The following is a 15,174-nucleotide window of genomic DNA, read 5'->3' as shown; positions in this document are numbered from 1 at the left end:
CCTTTGGGTCCGGTGTTGCCTCGTCAGGATTGACCGCTGGCCGGCCGCTGCGGCGGCCCTTCGTAGGCGGCGACGATCCGCGCCACCAGTTCGTGGCGGATCACGTCCTCGGCCTTGAAATGAACCTGGGCAATTCCCTCGACGCCGTTCAAGAGGCGGGTCGCCTCGGCCAGGCCCGAGGTCTGGCCGTTGGGCAGGTCGATCTGCGAGGGATCGCCTGTCACGATCATGCGGCTGTTCTCGCCGAGACGCGTCAGGAACATCTTCATCTGCATCGACGTGGTGTTCTGGGCCTCGTCCAGGATGATGGCGGCATTGGTCAGCGTGCGGCCGCGCATGAAAGCGAGCGGCGCGATCTCGATCTCGCCGGTCTGCAGCGCGCGCTCGACGATGCGTGCATCCATGAGATCGTAGAGCGCATCATAGATCGGCCGCAGATAAGGATCGACCTTCTCGCGGAGATCGCCGGGCAGGAAGCCGAGCCGCTCGCCGGCTTCCACCGCCGGACGCGACAGGATGATGCGATCGACCTCCTTGCGCTCGAACAACTGCGCGGCATGGGCGACGGCGAGCCAGGTCTTGCCGGTGCCGGCGGGACCAATGCCGAACACCAGCTCGTGCCGCTTCAGCGCGCGGATATAGGAGTCCTGTGCAGCCGTGCGCGCACGCACCGGCCGTTTGCGCAGATTGATGCTGTCGAACGTCGATTTGGCCGATTTGGCGTCGAACTCGAACAGTGAGCCCTGCGCGATCACGGCGCGGATTGCGCCTTCGACCTCGCCCTGGTCGAGATCTTGCCCCTTCACCGCTTGCGTGTAGAGCATCTCCAGCACGCGGCGCGCGGCGTCGCAGCCGTCGCGGGTGCCGCCGATGGTGATGTGGTTGCCCTTGGAATCGACGATCACGCCCAGCCGCCGCTCGATCTGCGCCAGATGCTGGCCGTACGGGCCGACCAGCGCGGAAGCGGCGCGGTTGTCGTCGAAATCGATGACGACCTGGGTTTCGGGCGGAACTTGCATGTCGCGGTCAAATTTGCGGCTGGGAGCGAACGAAGACGAATCCGATGCGCTTTTTGGCAAGGGTTCAGGCTCCAGTGGCTTGCGATAAAGCGGGCTCGCGCGCGCCATGCGGCGTCATGAGCTCACCGAGAAAGCTGTAGCGCTCGAGGCTGTCGATCCGCACCGGCAGGATTTGTCCGATGATGTCGATTGATGCCATCACATGGGCGGGCTGCAGGTAGGCGGTGCGGCCCACGATCTGGCCTTCCTTGCGCGCCGGACGCTCGAACAGCACGTCGACCGTTGAGCCAATCGCGGCCTTGTTGAAGGCCGATTGCTGGCTGTCGATCAGTTCCTGGAGCCGCTCCAATCGCTGGTCCATCTCGGCGGGGGACACCGTCTCCTGCATGTCCGCGGCCGGCGTTCCCGGCCGGGCGGAGTATTTGAACGAATAGGCCGCAGCGTAGCCGATTTGCGTGACAAGCGCGAGAGTGGCGCGAAAATCTTGCTCGCTCTCGCCAGGGAAGCCGACGATGAAATCCGATGAAAAAGCAATGTCTTGGCGTGCACTGCGGAAACGGTCGATGACGCGGCGGTAATCATCGGCGGTATGTTTGCGGTTCATGGCTGCCAGAATCCGGTCCGAGCCCGATTGCACCGGCAGGTGCACGAACGGCATCAGGGCACCGAGATCGCGATGGGCCGCAATCAGGCTGTCGTCGACGTCGCGGGGATGGCTGGTCGAATAGCGCAGCCGCGCGATGCCGGGAATCGCCGCCAGATGTTCGAGCAACCGGCCGAGCGGCCAGATTTTCCCGTCCGGCCCTTCGCCGTGATAGGCGTTGACGTTCTGCCCGATCAAGGTGAGCTCGCGCACGCCGTTGTCGGCGAGCCGCTTCACGTCCTCGACGATCTTCGCTACGGGGCGGGAGACTTCCGCGCCGCGCGTGTAGGGCACGACGCAGAAGGTGCAGAACTTGTCGCAGCCTTCCTGCACCGTGACGAAGGCGGAAATGCCGCGCGCGCGGATCGCATCGGGCTTCGGCTGGGCCAGGAAGCCGAACTTGTCGGCCGCGGGAAACTCGGTCTCGATCGCACGGCCCTCGTCGCCGGCGCGCTTCAAGAGCTCCGGCAGATGATGGTAGCTCTGCGGTCCCACCACGACGTCGACGACAGGCGCCCGGCGCACGATCTCCTCGCCCTCGGCCTGCGCCACGCAGCCCGCGACCGCGATCTGCATCGTCCGGCCCCCACGCGCGGCCTCGTCCTTGGCGAGGCGCAGCCGGCCGAGCTCGGAATAGACTTTTTCCGAGGCCTTCTCGCGGATATGGCAGGTGTTGAGGATGACGAGGTCGGCATCCTCTGCGCTCGCCGTCTCCACGAATCCTTCCGGCGCCAGCGTATCCACCATGCGCTGGGCATCGTAGACGTTCATCTGGCATCCATATGATTTGATGTGCAGCTTGCGCGGCGGCGACATGGAACCCGAAATTGAGGTGGAGGACGGCCCTCAGATATAGGCTGGAGAGGCGGAAATCCAGCGAATGCGGGCCTTTAGGTCGTCATTCCGGGGCGCAGCACAGTCGCGAACCCGGAATCCCGCGCCAAAACCTCCGGATTCCGGGTTCACGCGCGTCGCGCGTGCCCCGGAATGACGGCAAGACGACAACAATCAGCCCGCCAGGACGTCCGTGTCGACCCGCCGGACCAGCTCCGGCAGCTGGTGCATGTCGGCAAAGAGCAGGTCGGCGCCGGCCTCGCGCAACGTCTCGGCGTAGCCGTCGCGGCAATGGCTGCCCCCGTAGAAGCCGAATACGGTCATGCCGGCCGCCCGGGCGCCGGCGATGCCGGCCAGACTGTCCTCGATCACGACGCAGCGCTCGGGCGGCACGCCCATTTCGCTCGCCGCGAACAGGAACAGGTCCGGCGCCGGCTTGCCGTTCTTCACCTGCGAGGCCGAGAAGATATTCGGCGCCAGGCGTTCGTAGAGACCGGTGCTTCCCAGGCTCACGCGCATGCGCTCATGCGAGCCGCTCGAGGCGACGCAGACGCGCTGGGTGACGACATCGAGCACATCATGGATGCCGCGGATCGCTTCGAGGTCGGCCTCGAACGAGCGGAACAGCTCGTCCTGAAGATCGCCGTGATAGGCCTCGGGCAGCTTGCGGCCGAGTTCGGTCTCGATCTCGAGATTGGCCTGGCGCGTCGAGCGGCCGAGAAAGCGCTCGAACACCTGATCCGATGTGATCGGGTAGCCGTGGCGCGTCAGCACATCCGCATGCGCGCGACAGGAGATCACCTCGCTGTCCACGAGCACGCCGTCGCAGTCGAAGATGATGAGGTCGATGGGCACGAATTCAATTCGTCGGCTTGTCGTCGTCGAGCGGGACGCAATAGAGCTCGAGCCGGTGATCGACGAGCTTGTAGCCGAGCTTGCGGGCGATCTCCGCCTGAAGCTTCTCGATCTCGTCGGAGGTGAACTCGATCACCTTGCCGTCGCGCAGATTGATGAGATGGTCGTGATGGCTGTCGCGCATCTGCTCGTAGCGCGCGCGGCCCTCGCGGAAATCGTGACGCTCGATGATGCCGGCATCCTCGAACAGTTTCACGGTGCGATAGACGGTCGAGATCGAGATCTTGTCGTCGACCGCAACGCAGCGCCGGTACAGTTCCTCGACATCGGGATGATCGATCGCTTCCGCGAGCACGCGGGCGATGACGCGGCGTTGCTCGGTCATGCGCATACCCGTGGCGGCACAGCGCGACTCGATATCGGACGCCTTGGATGCAGAGGAGGATTTCAGTGTGGTCATAGCGTTGTCTGCCTGGCGGGGCTTTCTGTCACCAATGTTACGACAAGTCACGTCGCATCAGAAGGGCGTTCAATTGTTCCCCGTCAGGCTGCTTATAGTAGCGATCGCGGCGTCCGACCACCACGAATCCGCATCCGGCGTAGAGCCGCCGCGCCGGCTGGTTATTTTCCTCGACTTCGAGAAATATTGTGCGGACGCCGCGCCCGGCGAGGTGGCCGAGATGGGTCATCAGCAGCGTGCGGGAGAGACCGCGGCCGCGATAGGCCCCGTCCACCGCAATCGAGAGGATTTCCGCTTCGTCCGCGCCGGTCCGCGACACCGCAAAGCCGATCGTCTTGCGGCCGAGACGCAAGCGATGCACCAGCGTGTTGCGCTCGCTGATCATGCTCTCGAACTCGCCTTCGCCCCAGCCGCGCGCGAAGGAGGCGCCGTGCAGCTGCGCCAGCCGTGCGGCATCGTGCATGGAAGCCGGCTCGACGGCGGCCGTGCCGCCGCGCCACCATTCCGACAGCCATCTCATCACGAGCTCGCGGCTTGGGCGAGCGGCGGAGTTGCGGCCGGCTTTGCGTCGGGCGCCTTCAGATAGAACGGCCGCGCCGGGTTCGTCTCGGGATCGGCTGCGGCTCCGAGCCATGCGACCCAGCCGATGTCGGGCGCGGGCTGCGCGTCGACCGCAACAGGTTGCGGTCCATCCTTCGGCCAGCGACCGGCGAGGATCTTGGCGGCATTGCCGACCAGATGCGGCGCACCGAATTGCGAGGCCGCGATCGCCTCGTCGATGGGCGCGACGCCCGGCCGTACCAGCTGGCTGCCGTCGCCGGCGACGATCTGGAAATAGACGTGATCGTGCCGTGCATCGATTGCAGAGATCACGGGTGCCGACTTGCGCTGGCAGACGACGGCGGCCGCATAGGCCGACAATGTCGTCAACCCCACGGCCGGCTTGCCGGCTGCGAGCGCAAGGCCGCGCGCCGCGGAAATGCCGACGCGCAAGCCGGTGAAGCTGCCGGGGCCGACGGTGACCGCGATGCGGTCGATCGAGGTGAAAGCGAGATCGGCGGATTGCATTACGCGCGCGATCACCGGCATCAGCGCCTCGGCATGGCCGCGCTTCATGAGCAGCGATTCCTGCGCGAGCAGCTGGCCGGCCTCGGTGTCGAGCACGGCGGCCGCGCACGCTTCCAGCGCAGTATCGATGGCAAGGATCAGCATGGCCTGATCATAGCATTGCCGATCGGATGATGCCCAAGCTTCTTGCCGTCATGGCCGGGCTTGACCCGGCCATCCACGACTTTGCAGCCTCAAAAACGTGGATGCCCGGGACAAGCCCGGGCATGACGGAGAAAAATCGGTGCGCAGACCGCGCAATTCACATCGGCCGGACTTCGACCACGTCGGGCACGAAGTGCTTGAGCAGGTTCTGGATGCCGTGCTGGAGCGTCGCGGTCGATGATGGGCAGCCGGAGCAGGCGCCCTTCATGTTGAGATAGACGATGCCGTCCTTGAAGCCGCGGAAGGTGATGTCGCCGCCGTCATTGGCGACCGCCGGCCGCACCCGGGTCTCGATCAGGTCCTTGATCATGTCGACCGTCTCGGCGTCGGCCTCGTCGAAGAACTCGTCCTCGTCGTCGAGATCGACGTCGCTCGTGGCCGTGCCGTCGGCAAGCAGCGGCGCACCGGACATGTAGTGCTCCATGATGGCACCCAGGATCGCGGGCTTGAGCTGCTGCCATTCACCGCTCGCCTTGGTCACGGTGATGAAGTCCGATCCGTAGAACACGCCGGTGACGCCGGGTACGTCGAACAGCTTTTCGGCGAGCGGCGAACGGCCGGCGGCTTCGCGGCTCGAAAACTCCACCGGGGTGCCCTCGACCACGACGCGGCCGGGAATGAATTTCAGCGTGGCGGGATTGGGGGTGGCTTCGGTTTGAATGAACATGGTTTTCTCCAGACGTCGCCGGTTCAAGGCCGGCGCGTGCTCCATCCCTAGCAGATGGCGACGGCGAACGCACGATCAAGGGGGTTGGAGTGCATTTCCTTATTAGATCAGTAGGTTAGGTTCTCCTTCCCTTCTCGCCGCTGGCACCCGCTTGCGGGGAGAGGCGAAAGGCGCACACCGGCTACGACAGCGAATCCACGCTTTGGTCGCTTAGCGCGCCCGAGATGATCGTCACCGGCACGGGAAACGTGCCCAGCTCATGCGCGAGCAGCGTGACCAGAGGTCCGGGACCCTCGGCGCCGGGATTGGCGGCCAGCACCAGCACGGCGATGTCAGGATCCTCATCGATCACCGCGAGCAGTTGTTCCATCGCGGCGCCTTCCCGAATCACCCGTTCCGGCGTGATCGCGGCGATGCCGTTGGCTCTCCCGGCGGCACGGTCGAGCGCGGCCTCCGCTGCCTCCTGCGCCTCGGCGCGCATGATATCGGCGACCCCCAGCCATTCCTGGCTCTGCGGTTCGGGCTCGATGATGCGCAGCATCACCACCCCGCCGCCGGCGCGGATCGCCCAGCGGCTGGCGTAATAGACCGCGCGATCCCATTCGGCGCTGTCGTCGACGACGACGAGGCATTTGGGCTTGTGACCCGGCTCGTAGCAAAGTCGCTTGCTGGTCATGCATGTCCCGGCGTGCGCATCGCCGCATGCTGCCACACTCCCTCCCGCTTGGGGAGAGGAGACGCGGCCGGCACCTCGGCGCCTAGCGCCGGCGGATGAAGCCGACGATGTCCTTGGAGAGCTTCATCGTCTCGTCGGCGATCGCGCGCGCACGGTCGGACCCCTCGTTCAGAATCGCGTCGATATGGCCGGGGTCGGCGACGAGGCGCTTCATCTCGCCGGCGATCGGCGCGAGCTTGGTGACGCACAGCTCCGCCAGCGCGTTCTTGAAGCTGGAGAACTGGCCGCCGCCGAAATCCCTGAGCACGTCGGCCTTGGAACGGCCGGAGAGCGCGGCGAAGATGCCGACGAGATTGTCGGCTTCGGGGCGCGCTTCCAGGCCCTTTTCCTCCGTCGGCAGCGGCTCCGGATCGGTCTTCGCCTTGCGGATCTTCTGCGCGATGGTGTCGGCATCGTCAGTCAAGTTGATGCGCGAATTGTCCGAGGCATCCGACTTGGACATCTTCTTGGTGCCGTCGCGCAGGCTCATCACGCGCGTCGCCGGGCCCGTGATCAACGGTTCCGGCAGCGGGAAGAACAGGCCGTCACTGTGTCCCTGCGCGCGAATGGAATCGCCGAAATCGTTGTTGAACTTCTGCGCGATATCGCGCGAGAGCTCGAGATGCTGCTTCTGGTCCTCGCCGACCGGAACGTGGGTCGCGCGATACAGCAGGATGTCGGCCGCCATCAGCACGGGATAATCGAACAGCCCGACGGAGGCATTCTCGCGATCCTTGCCGGCCTTCTCCTTGAACTGGGTCATGCGGCCGAGCCAGCCCATGCGCGCGACGCAGTTGAAGATCCAGGCGAGCTCGGCATGGCCCGAGACCTGGCTCTGGTTGAACACGATGTGCTTCTTGGGATCGATGCCGGCCGCGATGAACGCCGCTGTGACCTCGCGGGTGTTGCGCGTGAGCTCGGCCGGTCCGCCCCAGACGTCGACGCCTTGCGTGATCGCGTGCATGTCGACGACGCAATAGATGCAGTTGTGGGTTTCCTGCATCTTCACGAAGTTGACGATCGCGCCGAGATAATTGCCGAGATGCAGATTGCCCGTCGGCTGGACGCCCGAAAAGACCCGTTCAACGAATGGCATGGTCAGCTTTCCTGGAAGACACGGCCGTCGTTTCCAACAGCGGCGCTCCCCCGTCAAGGGCAATTCCACCTCTCCCATCGGGAGAGGTGAAGAGGCCGGCGCCGAGCGCTCTAACGACCCGGTCGTTTCAAGGCGTTAACCGCTTCGCGCCAGGAGGCTGCGCCGAGGATTTGCAGCAGCAGGCCGTAGACGGCGATTCCGGCGGCGATCTGCACGCCCAGCGCGACGAATTTGATGACGCCATGGGTCTCGACAGGCACCAGACCCGTGGTCAGCCGGAGCAGGGCCCCCATGGCGATCGCGGCCAGCACGATCCGTGGCAATCGCGTGCGGGCGGCCGCATCGACCGAGAAGCCGAACTCGCTCGTGCCCTTCCGGAGCAGCGAAAGTGCGCTGCTCCAGGCGCCGGCCGCGATGCTCATCGCAATCCCGCTGGCGCCGAAGACATGGCCGAGCAGCAGCGCGAGCACCACAGCGATCACGAAACCTATCGCGGTTGCGAGCAGCGGCGTCATCGTGTCGCTGCGGGCATAGAACGCTGGCGATAGCGCCTTGATCAGCACATGCGCCGGCAGGCCCAGCGCCAGCCACATCAACGCATGCGCGGTGGCGGTGCTGTCCTCCGCGCCGAAGGCGCCATGCTCGAACAACAGCCGCACGATCGGCTCTGCCAGCACGATCAGGCCGAGCGTCGCCGGCAGCGCCAGCCCGGTCGCAAGCTCCAGCGCGCGTGATTCGGCATGCGCCACCGCGTCGCGATCGCCGCTACTCACGGAGCGCGTCAGCTCCGGCACCAGCACCGTGCCCATGGCGACGCCGACGATGCCGAGCGGCAGCTCGATCAAGCGGTTGGCGAAATAGAGCCAGGACACCGCGGACGGCGTCGCCGAGGCGATGATCGCGCCCGCGACCGTCAGCCATTGCGGGCCCGAGCTTGCGATCATGCCGGGGATCGCCTTGGCGAAGAAGCCGCGCATCTCCTTGTCGAAACTGGCGCGCAGCGGCGTCGCAAGACGCGCGCTTCGCTGCGACAGCAGCATCAGGAGCTGCAGCAGGCCGGCGATGCCGACGGTGGCCGCCAGAATCCGCGCAGCGAAATCCGCGTCAGCATGCCAGACGAGCAGCACTGCGATCGCGGCGATGAGCGCGATGTTGAACAGCAGCGGTGAGAACGCCGTCAGCGCGAAGCGGCCCTGCGCATTGAGCAGCCCCATCAGCACAGTGACGGGACCGGCGAAGGCGAGATAAGGCAGCATCAGCCGCGCGTTCTCCACCGCGCGATCGAGCGTGCCGCTGCCAAGGAACCCCGGCGCGATGACCGCGATGATCACCGGCATCAGAAGCGCAATGACGATCGAGATCGCGATCAGAGCGGCGCTAACCGTGCCGAGCACGCGTCCGGCGAATGCCGCTGCGGCCGCGGCCCCGTCGCGATCGCGGGCGCGCAGCCAGGCCGGGATCAGCGCCGCGTTCAGCGCGCCCTCGCTGAGCAGCCGGCGTACCACGTTGACGAGCTGAAATGCCGCCAGAAAGGCGTCCGCCACGGCGCCGGTGCCGAGCAGTGCCGCGATCAGGGAATCGCGGGCGAAACCCAGCAGCCGCGAGGCCAATGTTCCCGTCGACACGGTGAGGAAGGAGCGGATCATTGCCGTCGAGATTACCGTTGCTTGCCCGCCAAGGCCCGGTCGTGATAGGCCGCGAGCTCAGATTTCAGGCCGACAGGAAGCGGATTTCCGCAGGGATCGCAATCCGCCAAACAGGATCAAGGTGAATGGCTGACGTGAAATATGACGTTCTCGGCATCGGCAACGCGCTCTTTGACGTGCTGGTCAGGACCGACGAGGCCTTTCTGGCCAAGCATGGCATGACCAAGGGCAGCATGTCGTTGATCGACGAGGCGCGCGCGGCGGCCATTTACAAGGACATGGGCCCGGCCACGGAAGTCTCGGGCGGATCTGCCGCCAACACCATCGTCGGCATCGCCAGTCTGGGGGCACGCGCCGCCTATGTCGGCAAGGTCAAGGACGATCAGATCGGCAATCTCTATGTGCACGACATCCGTGCCGCCGGCGTCGCCTTCAACACGCCCGCCGCCAAGGACGGTCCCGCCACCGGTTGCTCCTACATCCTGGTCACCGGCGACGGCGAGCGTACCATGAACACCTATCTCGGCGCGGCGCAGGACCTGTCGCCCGCCGACATCGACCCGGCCGAGATCGCCGGCGCCGCCATCGTCTATCTCGAAGGCTATCTCTGGGACCCCAAGAACGCCAAGGATGCGTTCGTCAAGGCGGCCAAGATCGCACATGATGCCAAGCGCAAGGTGGCGCTGACGCTGTCGGATTCGTTCTGCGTCGACCGCTATCGCGACGAATTTCTCTCGTTGATGCGCAACGGCACGGTCGACATCGTCTTCGCCAACGAGTCCGAGCTGCATTCGCTCTACATGACTTCGGATTTCGACACCGCGCTGAAGCAGCTGCGCAACGACGTCAATCTCGGCGTCGTCACCCGCAGCGAGAAAGGTTGCATGGTGGTGTCGTCGGAAGACGCCATCGCGGCGCCCGCCTCCCCGGTCGACAAGGTGGTCGACACCACCGGCGCGGGCGATCTTTTCGCTGCAGGCTTCCTGTACGGCCTGGCGCGCAATTTCGGCTACAAGCAGTGCGGCGAGCTCGGCGCGCTTGCCGCCGCCGAAGTGATCCAGCACATCGGTGCGCGTCCGCTTGTATCGCTGAAGGAGCTCGCGCAGCAGCGCGGGTTGACGGCTTAAGGCGCGGCTCGTTCCCCGTCATTGCGGTGGATCGATGCTCGCGCTTCATGCTTGGTAGTCATGCCCGGCTTGTCCCGGGCATCCACGTTCCACGTCTCGCGCCGCTAAGACGTGGATGGCCGGGACTGTGCTTGGCTTTGCGTGGGGTTTCCTCGGGTTTGATTATTGTTGGAAGTGATCGATTGTCCTCCTGCATGCCCGGCGCGGCCAGCGCATCTATGGTCCTGCGCCGGTCGCGATGTCGTGACTTGACGGTCTTGGTCCCACGCAGGACGACAACGGGGCTGAACGGTGATGCGCCCTCACAATCTGTGGTGGATTGCCGGAATTCGCTCTCACCTGAGACGGGCTGCAGGCGTATGTTTCGTGAGTTTTCGGACACCTGAAACATTTCGCGAGCTGCCGCGTTCAGCACCCGGTCCGATCCATGGGCCGATTAAGACTTGATGCAAAATGTTGCCGGCCGCGGATGGGCGGCGAGGGGGACCTCAGATGATTTCGACCTGGAGCGAATGGAAGCGCTATCCCCGTCCGGGGCGCGGCGAGAACCTGGAGGCGCCGATTTCGCCCGGCATTTACGAGGTCCGCATCGCCGGCACCGGCGCACTCTATTCCTTCGGCGCCGTCGACAATCTGGCGCAGGCGCTGGCGCTGCTGCCGGTCGGCTCAAAATCCTGGTTCGGCCGTCGGGATACCTCTCAGGTGCCTGATCTCGAATACCGGACATGCGCGACCTCCACGAAGGCGGACGCCAAGGCCGCGGCCGAGCGCATGATCGGTCGCCGCGAGACCTATATCAGCGGCGCGGCCTGACTGCTTGCTCGATCGCGACGCCACACCTCTCCCCGGTCTGAACAGGGGAGAGGCAAGGGACCCACGGCTCTCAGTATAATTCCCGGCAGATGTGCGTTGCCGGGCGGTGCATTGCGCGCCACCTGTCCCTATATTCCGGGCCGATCCGATCGTCTCAGGGAGTAACGCCATGACCTCGACTGCCGCTGCACGTGCCCCGCAAGCCACCGCCTCCCTGCGCGACCGGTTGAAGGACCCCTCGTTGTTGAAGGAGGCCTGCTACATCGACGGTGCCTGGGTCGGCACGCCGGTTTTTGCCGTCAACAATCCCGCCACCGGAGTCGAGCTCGCAAAGGTTCCGCAGCTTGGTGCTGACGATACCACCAGGGCGGTCGAAGCCGCCCAGCGCGCCTTTCCGGGCTGGGCCAAGCACACCGCCAAGCAGCGCTCCAACATCTTGCGCAAATGGTTCGAGCTGATCGTCGCCAACCGCGAGGATCTCGCGCTGATCCTCACCTCCGAGCAGGGCAAGCCACTCACCGAGGCGCTGGGTGAGGTCGATATCGGCGCCGCCTATATCGAGTTCTTCGCCGAGGAAGCTCGCCGCGTCTATGGGGAGACCATCCCGACGCAGCGGCCCGATGCGCGCCTGCTCGCGATCAAGCAGCCGATCGGCGTCTGCGGCGCGATCACGCCGTGGAATTTCCCGAACTCCATGATCACCCGAAAGGTCTCGCCGGCGCTGGCGGCCGGCTGCACCGTGGTGCTCAAGCCCGCCAACGAGACGCCGCTCTCGGCGCTGGCGCTCGCCGTGCTCGCCGAGAAGGCCGGCATCCCCAAGGGCGTGCTCAACATCATCACCGGTGACGCGCCGCCGATCGGCAAGGTGCTGTGCGAGCATCCGGCGGTGCGCTTCGTCGGCTTCACCGGCTCGACCGCGGTCGGCAAGATCCTCTATCAGCAGGCCTCGGTCGGCGTGAAGCGGCTCGGCCTCGAGCTCGGCGGCAACGCGCCGTTCATCGTGTTCGACGACGCCGACATCGATGCCGCGGTCGAAGGCGCGATCGTCTCGAAATATCGCAACATGGGCCAGACCTGCGTCTGCGCCAACCGCATCTACGCCCAGGACGGGATCTACGACGAGTTCGTGCAGAAACTGTCGAAGAAGGTCGCGGCGATGAAGATCGGCGACGGCACCGAGAGCGGCGTCACGCAAGGGCCGCTGATCAACATGAAGGCGGTCGACAAGGTCGAGCGTCACATCGCCGATGCCGTCGAGCGCGGCGCAAAGGTCGTCACCGGCGGCAAGCGCAGCGAGCTCGGCCGCTCCTTCTTCGAGCCGACGGTGCTCGCCGACGTCAAGCCGGACTCGCTGGTGTCGCAGGAAGAGACCTTCGGCCCGCTCGCACCCGTGATCCGCTTCAAGGACGAGGCCGACGTCATCGCGATGTGCAACGCCTCGCCGTTCGGCCTCGCCTCGTACTTCTATTCCCGCGATCTCGGCCGCGTCTGGCGTGTCGCCGAAGCGCTGGAGTCAGGCATGGTCGGCGTCAACACCGGCCTCATCACCACCGAGGTCGCCCCCTTCGGCGGCGTCAAGGAAAGCGGCCTGGGGCGCGAAGGGTCGCATCACGGCATGGATGAATATGTCGAGATCAAATACGTGATGATGGCGGGGGTCTAACCGGCAATCGAGATGCGCGCCGGCGATTTGAGTGTGCCGGCGCGAATCGCATCAGCGGCAGACGTAGGCGCCGTTCACATAGACACGGACGCATGCCGCGCCGGCAGCCGCCGCACCCACCGCCGCTCCCCCAACGACCGCGCGTCGCGTGGTTCGACGTGCTACGCCGGCAACGCTCACGGGGGTTGCCGGCCGGCCGACCCTGGCTTCAGCGCTTGGAACGCCGAACGCGATGCCGGCGTCTTTTGACCAGTTGGTCGAGCCGAAAATTCCGCAGCTCAGGACGGCTGTAAAAAGTAACATTCGCTTGGTGCCGACCAGCGTCATGGCGATCTCCCTCGTTGTTGTATCAAGCCGAGGTGATCAGCTTTCTCTTATCGTTGGCTCCCGGTTTGATCTGGATCAATGGAGGCGATATCGCAGGGTCGCAAAGCGCCTCGGCGTCAAGGAAAGCAGCCTTGGCCTCGAAGGCTCGCGTCACGGCATGGAAGAGTATGTCGAGATCAAATACGCGATGATGGCGGGGTTTAGGGGCCTCGCTCGATCAATTCCTGCTTCGACGCAGTTCGCTGGGGCTATATCCGAGCTCGTGCCGCATCCATTTCGCCAGATGAGACTGGTGGGCAAAGCCGGCTTCGGCGGCAATATCGCTTAGTTTGCGGTTGCCTTGAAGGAGAAGCCGACGTGCGTGCTCCACTCTCCTTCTCAGGATATAGCGATGGATCGTGACATCCATCGCCGCTTTGAACCAGGTCCGCAGATGTGAGTTGCTGACGCCGGCCTCGCGGCTGAGAATGTCAATGGTGAGCGGCTGGTCGAGATTTGCGTCGATATAGGCGAGCACTCTCTGGAGCTGCGCGTCCGAGAGGCGGATGGGGTCACCTGGCGGATCGTTCGCCAGGTTGAGCAATTCGACCGCCAGGGCCATGCCAACGTTTTCGGCAAATAGCGGGCCGCTCGGCGAGCCTGCCCTGACGTCGCTTTCGAGGGCCTGTCCAAGCAGAACGATGCGGTCATTCCGCAGCATATGATGATGCGCGAGGCGGGCAGATGCCGGCTGCCGGCTCCTTGCTGCAGCATGGTCGAGCATGCTCGGCGCCAGCCGAATCTGAAGCGACTGGTAGGGTGTCTCGGCGACGAAGCCGGCCGAACGCACCAGAGGGAATCACGTCGATGTCGCCGGCCTGACGCAGGAACTCGTCCCCGGTCTCGATGCATAACGAGCGCGTCGCGGGGCTGAGATGGATGATGATCCGATGGTCGCCGATCGGCTCGAGCGCAACGGCATCAGGCTCGGTCCGCCTGGCAGCGGCGGCGACGCCGGCTGATGTTGGCGCCGAACTCGGTCTCGCTCGCATGGGCCGGGCTCCAGATCTTGGCGGAACGTGTTCGATATTTGGCGCATCGTGCGCGATTTTCAACCGCGCCGACGGCAAAGAACTCATCCGTCATTCGTGACAATGAGGATGCCAAGTGAGTCATTACGTGATCGTCGGAGCCGGCCCTGTCGGGCGCGAAACCGCGCGCCTTCTGGCGGAGGAAGGGCATAGTGTCATCCTGACCAGCAGGAATGCCGGATCGCTCGATGCCGGAGACGTCCGAACGGTTTCGTCCGACGCCACCGACGCCGCGCAACTGGCGGCTCTCGGCAAGGGTGCGGATGCGATCTTCATGTGCGCTATGGCGGCCTATCATCGATGGCCAACCGATTTCTTCCCGATCATGGACGGAACCGTCAAGGCGGCCGAGCAGGTTGGCGCCAAACTGCTCGTAGTCGGGAATGTCTATGGCTATGGCGCCGCGGCCGCTAGTCCTCTCACTCCGGAGCTCGAGCCGGACCCGACCAGCCGCAAGGGCACGACCCGGCACATCATGTGGCAGCGTGCGTTGCGATCGAACGTTCCCGCCATCGAAGTCCGCGCGAGCGACTATCTGGGCAAGGATGCGGTTGCGTATTTCTCGCTGCTGGCCCTGCCGTCGCTGCTCAGGAACGAGCCGGTATCTTTCCTCGGCGATCCCGATGTGGCCCACGCCTGGACGTTCACCAAGGACACGGCGAGGACGCTGATCGCGGCGTCGCGCTTCACCGGAGAATGGGGCCGCGCCTTTCACGTGCCGTCGCAGTCCGCGTCCGTGCGCGAGCTCGTGCGAAGATTCGCGGTCGCGCTGAAGATTGACGTTCCGGATTTGCTTCGGCTCACCGCGACCGATCTGGAACGCATCGGCTTCGGCGAAGGGATCGAGATGGCCTATCTGTTCGAAAAGCCGCTTCTGCTCGATGCCGGGGAGACCGAGAAACTGCTGGGCGTCACCGCGAGCAGCCTGGACACGATGGTTCGTGACACCCTTTCGTAGGTGGCACGC

16 protein-coding genes are annotated in these 15,174 nt (G+C 65.0%); 4 read left to right on the top strand and 12 right to left on the bottom strand.

Translation table 11 applies throughout. The annotated features are described in order from the left end of the window. Positions 1-23: 23 nt before the first annotated feature. From P6U27_RS00160 to murJ, 10 genes are all read right to left on the bottom strand, one after another. Positions 24-1,019: a PhoH family protein gene (locus P6U27_RS00160; RefSeq protein ID WP_122400131.1), complete on the bottom strand. Its 996-nt coding sequence runs from the start codon at positions 1,017-1,019 to the stop codon at positions 24-26. Between the two features lie 64 nt (positions 1,020-1,083). Then, positions 1,084-2,478 (bottom strand): tRNA (N6-isopentenyl adenosine(37)-C2)-methylthiotransferase MiaB, encoded by a 1,395-nt coding sequence (miaB, locus tag P6U27_RS00155; protein ID WP_129142344.1) that lies wholly within the window; start codon positions 2,476-2,478, stop codon positions 1,084-1,086. Between the two features lie 192 nt (positions 2,479-2,670). Then, positions 2,671-3,351, bottom strand: a complete 681-nt coding sequence (locus P6U27_RS00150) for an HAD family hydrolase (protein WP_407193549.1) — start codon at positions 3,349-3,351, stop codon at positions 2,671-2,673. 4 nt (positions 3,352-3,355) lie between these two features. Beyond that, a complete protein-coding gene (locus P6U27_RS00145; RefSeq protein ID WP_027572387.1) occupies positions 3,356-3,811 on the bottom strand; it encodes a Fur family transcriptional regulator in 456 nt (151 codons plus the stop codon). Between the two features lie 37 nt (positions 3,812-3,848). Beyond that, on the bottom strand, positions 3,849-4,334 hold the full coding sequence (rimI, locus tag P6U27_RS00140) for a ribosomal protein S18-alanine N-acetyltransferase (protein ID WP_129142342.1): 486 nt from the start codon (positions 4,332-4,334) through the stop codon (positions 3,849-3,851). Continuing rightward, positions 4,331-5,023 carry a tRNA (adenosine(37)-N6)-threonylcarbamoyltransferase complex dimerization subunit type 1 TsaB gene (gene tsaB / locus P6U27_RS00135; protein WP_407193548.1) on the bottom strand — a complete coding sequence of 231 codons (693 nt, stop codon included), beginning with the start codon at positions 5,021-5,023 and terminating at the stop codon, positions 4,331-4,333. Before tsaB ends, rimI begins: the two co-directional genes overlap by 4 nt. A gap of 157 nt (positions 5,024-5,180) precedes the next feature. Beyond that, positions 5,181-5,750: a NifU family protein gene (locus tag P6U27_RS00130; protein ID WP_122400126.1), complete on the bottom strand. Its 570-nt coding sequence runs from the start codon at positions 5,748-5,750 to the stop codon at positions 5,181-5,183. Positions 5,751-5,931: 181 nt separating this feature from the next. After that, a complete protein-coding gene (locus P6U27_RS00125; protein ID WP_129142339.1) occupies positions 5,932-6,426 on the bottom strand; it encodes a universal stress protein in 495 nt (164 codons plus the stop codon). A gap of 82 nt (positions 6,427-6,508) precedes the next feature. After that, positions 6,509-7,561 carry a tryptophan--tRNA ligase gene (trpS, locus tag P6U27_RS00120; protein WP_209296364.1) on the bottom strand — a complete coding sequence of 351 codons (1,053 nt, stop codon included), beginning with the start codon at positions 7,559-7,561 and terminating at the stop codon, positions 6,509-6,511. A gap of 110 nt (positions 7,562-7,671) precedes the next feature. After that, positions 7,672-9,207: a murein biosynthesis integral membrane protein MurJ gene (murJ, locus tag P6U27_RS00115; protein ID WP_129142337.1), complete on the bottom strand. Its 1,536-nt coding sequence runs from the start codon at positions 9,205-9,207 to the stop codon at positions 7,672-7,674. Between the two features lie 125 nt (positions 9,208-9,332). Between murJ and P6U27_RS00110 the strand changes: the two genes are divergently transcribed. The 3 genes from P6U27_RS00110 to P6U27_RS00100 all read left to right on the top strand — a co-directional run bounded on the left by P6U27_RS00110 (position 9,333) and on the right by P6U27_RS00100 (position 12,810). After that, positions 9,333-10,334: an adenosine kinase gene (locus tag P6U27_RS00110; RefSeq protein ID WP_129142336.1), complete on the top strand. Its 1,002-nt coding sequence runs from the start codon at positions 9,333-9,335 to the stop codon at positions 10,332-10,334. Positions 10,335-10,826: 492 nt separating this feature from the next. Next, the gene (locus tag P6U27_RS00105; RefSeq protein WP_407193547.1) at positions 10,827-11,147 is read left to right on the top strand and encodes a hypothetical protein; all 321 of its coding nucleotides are present in this window, start codon (positions 10,827-10,829) and stop codon (positions 11,145-11,147) included. Between the two features lie 169 nt (positions 11,148-11,316). Beyond that, positions 11,317-12,810, top strand: a complete 1,494-nt coding sequence (locus P6U27_RS00100) for an NAD-dependent succinate-semialdehyde dehydrogenase (protein WP_129142335.1) — start codon at positions 11,317-11,319, stop codon at positions 12,808-12,810. 51 nt (positions 12,811-12,861) lie between these two features. Here P6U27_RS00100 and P6U27_RS00095 read toward each other — a convergent pair whose 3' ends face one another. Together P6U27_RS00095 and P6U27_RS00090 are read right to left on the bottom strand one after the other, a co-directional pair. Beyond that, the gene (locus P6U27_RS00095; protein ID WP_129142334.1) at positions 12,862-13,137 is read right to left on the bottom strand and encodes a hypothetical protein; all 276 of its coding nucleotides are present in this window, start codon (positions 13,135-13,137) and stop codon (positions 12,862-12,864) included. Between the two features lie 217 nt (positions 13,138-13,354). Then, positions 13,355-13,966: a helix-turn-helix domain-containing protein gene (locus P6U27_RS00090; RefSeq protein ID WP_407193546.1), complete on the bottom strand. Its 612-nt coding sequence runs from the start codon at positions 13,964-13,966 to the stop codon at positions 13,355-13,357. Positions 13,967-14,283: 317 nt separating this feature from the next. Here P6U27_RS00090 and P6U27_RS00085 point away from each other — a divergent pair, with 317 nt between their 5' ends. Beyond that, positions 14,284-15,165 carry an NAD(P)H-binding protein gene (locus P6U27_RS00085; protein WP_129142332.1) on the top strand — a complete coding sequence of 294 codons (882 nt, stop codon included), beginning with the start codon at positions 14,284-14,286 and terminating at the stop codon, positions 15,163-15,165. Positions 15,166-15,174 lie beyond the last annotated feature (9 nt).

Origin of the sequence: Bradyrhizobium sp. STM 3566, assembly GCF_045571445.1 — a bacterium.
GTDB lineage: Bacteria > Pseudomonadota > Alphaproteobacteria > Rhizobiales > Xanthobacteraceae > Bradyrhizobium > Bradyrhizobium vignae.
This window is presented reverse-complemented; position numbering and strand designations above follow the sequence as displayed.

Bases quoted from the DNA above. Each gene is read 5' to 3' on its own strand.
- P6U27_RS00160 (WP_122400131.1), bottom strand. From the start codon at position 1,019: ATGCAAGTTCCGCCCGAAACCCAGGTCGTCATCGATTTCGACGACAAC.
- miaB (WP_129142344.1), bottom strand. From the start codon at position 2,478: ATGTCGCCGCCGCGCAAGCTGCACATCAAATCATATGGATGCCAGATG.
- P6U27_RS00145 (WP_027572387.1), bottom strand. From the start codon at position 3,811: ATGACCACACTGAAATCCTCCTCTGCATCCAAGGCGTCCGATATCGAG.
- tsaB (WP_407193548.1), bottom strand. From the start codon at position 5,023: ATGCTGATCCTTGCCATCGATACTGCGCTGGAAGCGTGCGCGGCCGCC.
- P6U27_RS00130 (WP_122400126.1), bottom strand. From the start codon at position 5,750: ATGTTCATTCAAACCGAAGCCACCCCCAATCCCGCCACGCTGAAATTC.
- P6U27_RS00125 (WP_129142339.1), bottom strand. From the start codon at position 6,426: ATGACCAGCAAGCGACTTTGCTACGAGCCGGGTCACAAGCCCAAATGC.
- trpS (WP_209296364.1), bottom strand. From the start codon at position 7,561: ATGCCATTCGTTGAACGGGTCTTTTCGGGCGTCCAGCCGACGGGCAAT.
- murJ (WP_129142337.1), bottom strand. From the start codon at position 9,207: ATGATCCGCTCCTTCCTCACCGTGTCGACGGGAACATTGGCCTCGCGG.
- P6U27_RS00110 (WP_129142336.1), top strand. From the start codon at position 9,333: ATGGCTGACGTGAAATATGACGTTCTCGGCATCGGCAACGCGCTCTTT.
- P6U27_RS00105 (WP_407193547.1), top strand. From the start codon at position 10,827: ATGATTTCGACCTGGAGCGAATGGAAGCGCTATCCCCGTCCGGGGCGC.
- P6U27_RS00100 (WP_129142335.1), top strand. From the start codon at position 11,317: ATGACCTCGACTGCCGCTGCACGTGCCCCGCAAGCCACCGCCTCCCTG.
- P6U27_RS00095 (WP_129142334.1), bottom strand. From the start codon at position 13,137: ATGACGCTGGTCGGCACCAAGCGAATGTTACTTTTTACAGCCGTCCTG.